The sequence below is a fragment of the Micromonospora sp. NPDC004704 genome (genome assembly GCF_053601675.1).
The window spans coordinates 123,019-129,211 of sequence record NZ_JBSGCD010000022.1; the positions used below are offsets into that span (position 1 = coordinate 123,019).

The window sequence follows — 6,193 nt, forward strand, 5'->3', positions numbered from 1 at the left end:
GGCCGACGAGCACACCACGCGGACCGTACCGCGCCCCGCCGACAACGGGGTGCGGATCGGGTCACCGCTGTGGTGGAACGGGCCGGGATCCGGCAGCGTCCCATCCCCCATGAAGTCGATCCGGATCGGATTTGCCGCGGTGGCCGCCTGCCTGGCACTCGGCGCCTGCGGGGAGTCCGGGAACGCCCCCTCGGTCAACCCGTCAGGAGGACCGTCGTTGTCATCCGTGAAGCCCAGTGACCCCAACGCGGAACCGCCACTGCCGCCGGCCAACTCGACCGCGCCGGCCAGCCCGACCCGATCCAACCCCGCAGGTCCCACGCCGACCAAGTCGCCCGGCGCACCCGCCTCCGCCGGTGCGTTGACCCTGACCGGAGTGATCACCCCGGGGGTGGAGCCCAACTGCCTGCTGCTCGACGGTCACCTGCTGCTCGGCGGCCCGCGCGACCAGCTTCGCAGCGGCGCTCGGGTCACGGTGACCGGCCAGGTCCGGCCGGGCATGATGACCACCTGCCAGCAGGGCACCCCGTTCATGGTGGAGAGCGTCAAGCCGGCCTGAGCGACAGCCCGTACGCGTAGAGCCCGCCCCCTGCCGGGGACGGGCTCTACGTTTTGTTGCGGTGGTACCGGTTAGTTGACCGAGCCGATCGACACGTTGCCGCGGCCGACGACCGCGCCCTCGTTGGTCACGACCTGCAGCTCACCGAAGAGCTGACGGCCGGCGGCCGGTGCGCTCAGGGCGGTGACCGAGCCGGTGATGCTGGCGGTCGCGCCGGTCTTCGGCAGAGTCACCGACGTGCTGGACGCCGAGACGTTGCCGAGCGCGGCCGAGTAGAACACGTCCCGGTAGTCGTACGCGGTGGTCCCGGCGGGTACGGCGTACCCGTCGATCTCGACCGTGTAGACGCCCGCGGGCGGGTTGACCACCGACACCGCTTCCTCGGAGTCACCATCGGCGGCCTGGCCGACGAGGGTGCCGTTGCGGTAGACGAACAGGTCCAGGTCGGCGCCCGGGTCGCTGGTGTTGCCGATCCGGACGTCGAGCCGGGTGGCGCCGGCCGGCACCGTCACCTCGAAGGTCTGCACCTCGTGGTTGCCGATGGTCGGACGCTCCGACTGGGCGCTACCGAGCGAACCGCCCTGGCCGACCACGGTGACCGGGCCGTAGGTGTTGCTCAGCGACCAGGTGACCGGGGTCGGCTGACCGGCGGTGACGCTGGGCAGTTCGACCACGGCCGGCTGCACCGCGACACCCTGGATCCGGGCCTGCAGCGCGAACGGGTTCTCCAGCAGCGGAGACGTACGGCGGGACTCCACCTCGATCTCCCAGATACCCGGAACCGGGTTCAGGTACGACCGCTCGTCCGGCTTGCACACCGCCGGGTCCGAGAAGTTGGTGTAGCAGTTCAGGCTCGAGGTGCTCTCGACCGGAACGCCGTACGGGTTGTTCGCGATGAACCGGGTCTGCGAGCCGCCGGCCACCCCGGAGAGGTTGACCTGCAACGCCGCCGCGCCCTCGGGAACGGTGACGAAGTAGCTCTTGAAGTTGTTCCGGTCCACCGTGCCGCTGGTGGTGAAGTCGAAGTTCGGCTTCGCCGGCACGTTGGAGACGACGACCGTGTTGAGGAAGGCGAAGTCGACGATCGGGGTCGCCGGGTCGTCCACCTGCATGATCGCGCTGTGCGTCCCGTACCCGGGCCGCGCCTCGATCGTGAAGGTCACGGTCTTGTTCAGCGGGAGGATCAGGTTCTTCGGCGCGTTACGGAAGGTGCCGTCGTTGCCGACCCACTTGACCGTGTGCTTGATGTCCTTCTTGGCCCCGGTGGTACGGGTGACCTTGACGGTGTAGTTCTTCGCCGTGTTCGGCCGCTGGCCGCCCTCGGTCACCGCACACCGGTTGTAGATCCCGACGCCCTTGTCCGGGGTGGCCAGGAAGTCGGAGAGCGGGGTGCAGACCGGAGCGCTCGCCTCGTAGCCTCGGACGTCGAAGCCGGTGGCGAGCAGGTCCCAGGCACCCGGCACGTTGAACTTGCCGTTGCCCTGGCCCTGCGCGCTGACGCCGTCGATCCACGTGGCGGAGGAGTAGATCGCCTTGCGGAGCTTGACCGGGGAGGCGTCCTTGCCGGTGGCCTTGGCCGCCGAGAGCAGCAGTGCGGCGGCGCCGGTGGCCTGCGGCGAGGACATCGAGGTGCCGTTGATCATCTGGATGCCCGGGGGGAGCTGGTAGCCGGCCTCGGCCACCGGGATGCCCGGCTGCCACACCGGCGTGGTCGACAGGGCCGACCCCGGTGCGGTGATGCTCGGCTTGAACGCGCCGTCCTCACGCGGTCCACGCGAGGAGAAGTTGAACAACTGGTACGGCGTGCGGGTCTCCGAGCCGTAGTTCGCCAGGTAGGTCTCCTGGCTGATGCCGGCGGCCACGCTGACCACGTCGGTCGCGGTAGACGGGTCGCCGAGGGTGTTCACGCCCGGGCCGTCGTTGCCGGCCGAGATGAACATCTGCACGCCGTAGTCCTGGATGAGCCGGTTGTAGAGCTCAGCCCGGGCGTTGTTGCCGTCGTTCAGCGTCGGCAGGCCGCCGATCGACATGTTGACCACGTCGACGCCACGGTTGACGACCAGTTCGACCATGCCGTCGGTGAGCGCGGCGGCGGTGCAGCCACCGCCCCAGGAGCAGGCGCGGGCGGAGACCAGCTTGGCGCCGGGGGCGGCGCCGTCGAAGTTGGCGTTGCCCAGCATGTCGTTGGCTGCGGTGATGCCGGCGACGTGCGAGCCGTGCTCGTCCTCGATGATGCCGATGTTCACGAAGTCGGCGACACCGGGCAGGCCGGCGGGGGTCACGTCGACGTCCTCGCGGTACTCGACCACGAACGGGATCTGGTCACGCACGGCGGTGGCGGGGTTGTCGGTACCGAAGTGACCGATGTCGTACCGCTCGCCGTAGGGGCGCATGACCGCGTCGTCGTTGAAGTCGCGGTTCTGGTTGGCGTCGACCCGGATGTCGTGGCTCACCGGGTCGTAGAGCACGCCGAACGCGTCGGTGGTGTCGCCGTCACGGTTGACGTCACCGCCGGGGGAGCTGGCCGCGGTGATGTTCTCCGAGAACCGGTTGATCTTGTAGGTGCCGGCCGGCGCGGTCCAGCTGGTCCCGCCGTAGTTGAAGGCCGGGCCGACCACGTCGGTCAGCATCGCGCGCCAGGTGCCGTCCGAGTCGAACAGCGGGTCGGTCGCGGTGAACCAGTCGACGATCTTGCGCTCGCCGGTGGTGGTGGTCTGCAGCGCCGGGTTGTCCAGGTCGACGCCGGAGTCCATGATGCCGATGGTCACCCCGCGGCCGTCCCACTCGGGGTGCGCCTGCTTGAAGGCGACCGCGCCGGTCTCGCTGGTCGGCATGTACGGGTTGACCGCGGGGGTGTCCGCGTTCGGCCCGCTCGCCGTGACCGCGGCCTTGACGCCCGCCTTCACCGGCTCGGGCTTCGGAAGCTGGATGGTCTCGTTCAGGTCCAGTGCGGCGACCCCGGGCAGCTTGGCTGCCTTGAGTACGGCACTGGTGGGGACGCGGGCACGGACGTAGCCGACGCCGTCCACCTGCTTGCCGACGATGCCGCCGAGCTTCTTCAGCTCCGCCGCGACATCGTTGGCCTCACCCTTGTCCGTCGCCACGATGACCGTGACGTCCTTCTCGCGGTTGGCCTCGGCCTTGGCGAGCAGTTCGAGGTCATGGGAACCCAACGTGTCCGTGGGGGTCCCCTTGAGAACGTCGGCTTCGGTCGACGGGTTGGCGCTGGCGGTGGTGACACCACCCGTCAGTGTCATGGCGCCCGCCGCCACGACTGACGCGAGGAGACCGGCGGAGGTACGCCGACTCCAGGTGCGGGGTTTACTCACGTTCTCTTCCTCCAGAGAACAGGGCCCTTAGAAACAGGGCACGTGTGAGCGCATCCTTCGCGTCGGCTCGGATCCTGTCACTAGTCCTGAGATCGTTGTGACCAGCCCGTGATATTGATCGAACGGTATTCGAATATTCATATGTTACTATTCCGCTACTCTGTGTGAGTTTCGTGCTGGGCGTTATCGGTCAGCTCCGGCGCCTGTAGCTGGCGCGTGGTCAGCTCGACCTGTGCCGGTGCCGGCAACTCCTCGCCGGACACCCCGAGGTCGGCCAGCTTGCGCGCACTGACCAGCACCCGTGACTCCAGCGATCCGACCGCACGGTTGTAAGCGGTCACCGCCCCACCGAGCGAGCTGCCGAGCTTGGTCACGTGTTCACCCAGAGTGGACAGTCGACCGTAGAGTTCCCTGGCCAGGGTGTGCACCGCCACCGCGTTGCGGGCGAGCGCCTCCTGCCGCCAGGCATAGGCCACCGTACGGAGCAGAGCGACCAGGGTCGCCGGTGTGGCAAGCACGATGTTGCGGGTGAAGGCGTGCTCCAGCAGCGTCGGATCGCGCTGCAACGCGACGTCCAGGAACGGGTCGGCCGGCACGAACAGCACCACGAACTCCGGCGTCTGCGCGAACGCCGACCAGTACGCCTTGGCCGACAGGGCGTCCACGTGCGCACGGAGATGCCGGGCGTGGTTGTCCAGGTGGGCGTCGCGCCCACGTTCGTCGCGCGCCTCCATCGCGGTCAGGTACGCCTCGAACGGTGCCTTCGCGTCGACCACCACCGACCGGCCACCGTGCAGCCGGACCACCAGGTCGGGGCGGACCACCCGGTCCTCGACGGTCGAGGTGACCTGCTCGGCGAAGTCGCAGTGCTCCAGCAGCCCGGCCGCCTCGACGATCCGGCGCAACTGGTGCTCGCCCCACCTGCCCCGGACCTGGGGGGCCCGCAGCGCCGCCACCAACTGCTTGGTCTCCGTACGCAGCTCGCCGGAGACCGCGCCCATCGAGCGGACCTGCTCGCGCAGCTCGGCGTACGCGTCGACCCGGTCGCGCTCCAGCTCGTTCACCTGGGACTCGTAGCGGCGCAGCGTCTCGTGCAGCGGTGCCACCGCGCGGGCCACCGCCTCCTGGGACTGCGCGGTCGCCTCGTAGGAGAGCGCCCGCATCGACTGCTCCAGGCGGGCCTCGCCGTCGCGGGTCGCGCTGAGGGTGGCGTCCAGTCGGGCGATGTCGGCCGCCGAGCGGGCACGGGCGGCGAGCCAGCCCAGCGCTCCACCGGCGCCGAGACAGACGATCACCAGGAGCACCGCCGACAGTCCCACGGTGGTGAGCATGCCAAACGCGTACGACACCGGTGTGACCTGGATCGCCGGGAAGGCGGGCGGGTTGGCGGACGGCGCTACCGTCGTACGCATGGTATGGGTCTTGGTTCTGCTGGTTCTGCTGGTCGGCGGCGTCACCTGGTGGCGTCGGGAGACAGGCGCCCGACAGGCGCGCGAGCTGGCCGACGCGCGGGCAGACGCGCTGCGCTGGTACGAGCGCCTGGGTGGGCAGGTGCTGGGGCTGCGGGGCGACGAGCAGGCGGTACGGCAGGCGCTCAGCGACGCCGGGGAGCGTTACAACGCGGCCGGCGGTCAGTTGGAGCAGGCCCGCAGCCTGAAGCAGTACGAGCTGGCCCGGGAGACCTCGCTGGAGGGCCTGGCGTACGTCCGGGCGGCCCGGATCGCGCTCGGTCTCGACCCCGGTCCCGAGCTGCCGCCGCTGGCCGCAGCGCGGGGTGCCGGAACGCTCACCCGCGAGCGCGAGGTCAACGTACAGGGGCAGACCTTCCGGGCCGGTCCGCAGCCGGGCGCCGGCACTCCCTACTACTACCCCGGTGGTCGCTACCAGGGCCGGCCGGTGCCGTCGGGGTGGTACTCGACGCCCTGGTGGAAGACCGGCCTGGCGGCCGGGGCGGGTGTACTCGGCGGGATGCTGATCGCCGACGCGCTCTTCTCGCCCGCGTTCGCCGACCCCGGGTACGGCTACGACGCCGGTTACCAGGAGGGCTTCACCGACGGCGCCGACTCCGGCGACGCTGGCGACCCCGGCGCGGGCGGCGACGGCGCGGGCGGCGACGGCGGTGCGGGCGACGACGGCTACACCGATGCCGGCTACGACGGCAGCGGCGACTACGCCGCCACCGACTACTCCGCCGACTCCGGCTTCGGCGCCCCCGACTCCTCCGACTGGTCCGGCGGCGGCGACTGGGGCGGCGGCGACTTCGGCGGCGGCGACTTCTAACCCCACCCCCACCCCCACCCCCACC

General features: G+C 70.3%; 4 protein-coding genes. 2 read left to right on the forward strand and 2 right to left on the reverse strand.

Annotation, left to right across the window (positions count from 1 at the left end; genetic code table 11):
• The first annotated feature begins 109 nt into the window (after window positions 1-109).
• On the forward strand, window positions 110-559 hold the full coding sequence (locus ACWEFB_RS26180; protein ID WP_452289489.1) for a hypothetical protein: 450 nt from the start codon (window positions 110-112) through the stop codon (window positions 557-559).
• A 71-nt stretch (window positions 560-630) separates the two neighbouring features.
• Here ACWEFB_RS26180 and ACWEFB_RS26185 read toward each other — a convergent pair whose 3' ends face one another.
• Together ACWEFB_RS26185 and ACWEFB_RS26190 are read right to left on the reverse strand one after the other, a co-directional pair.
• Window positions 631-3,888, reverse strand: coding sequence for a S8 family serine peptidase (locus ACWEFB_RS26185; protein WP_452289491.1), 3,258 nt, complete (start codon window positions 3,886-3,888; stop codon window positions 631-633).
• A 155-nt stretch (window positions 3,889-4,043) separates the two neighbouring features.
• A complete protein-coding gene (locus ACWEFB_RS26190; RefSeq protein ID WP_452289508.1) occupies window positions 4,044-5,219 on the reverse strand; it encodes a DNA recombination protein RmuC in 1,176 nt (391 codons plus the stop codon).
• A gap of 79 nt (window positions 5,220-5,298) precedes the next feature.
• On the opposite strand from ACWEFB_RS26190, the gene ACWEFB_RS26195 reads away from it, so the two are divergent.
• Window positions 5,299-6,168, forward strand: a complete 870-nt coding sequence (locus ACWEFB_RS26195; RefSeq protein ID WP_452289493.1) for a hypothetical protein — start codon at window positions 5,299-5,301, stop codon at window positions 6,166-6,168.
• Window positions 6,169-6,193 lie beyond the last annotated feature (25 nt).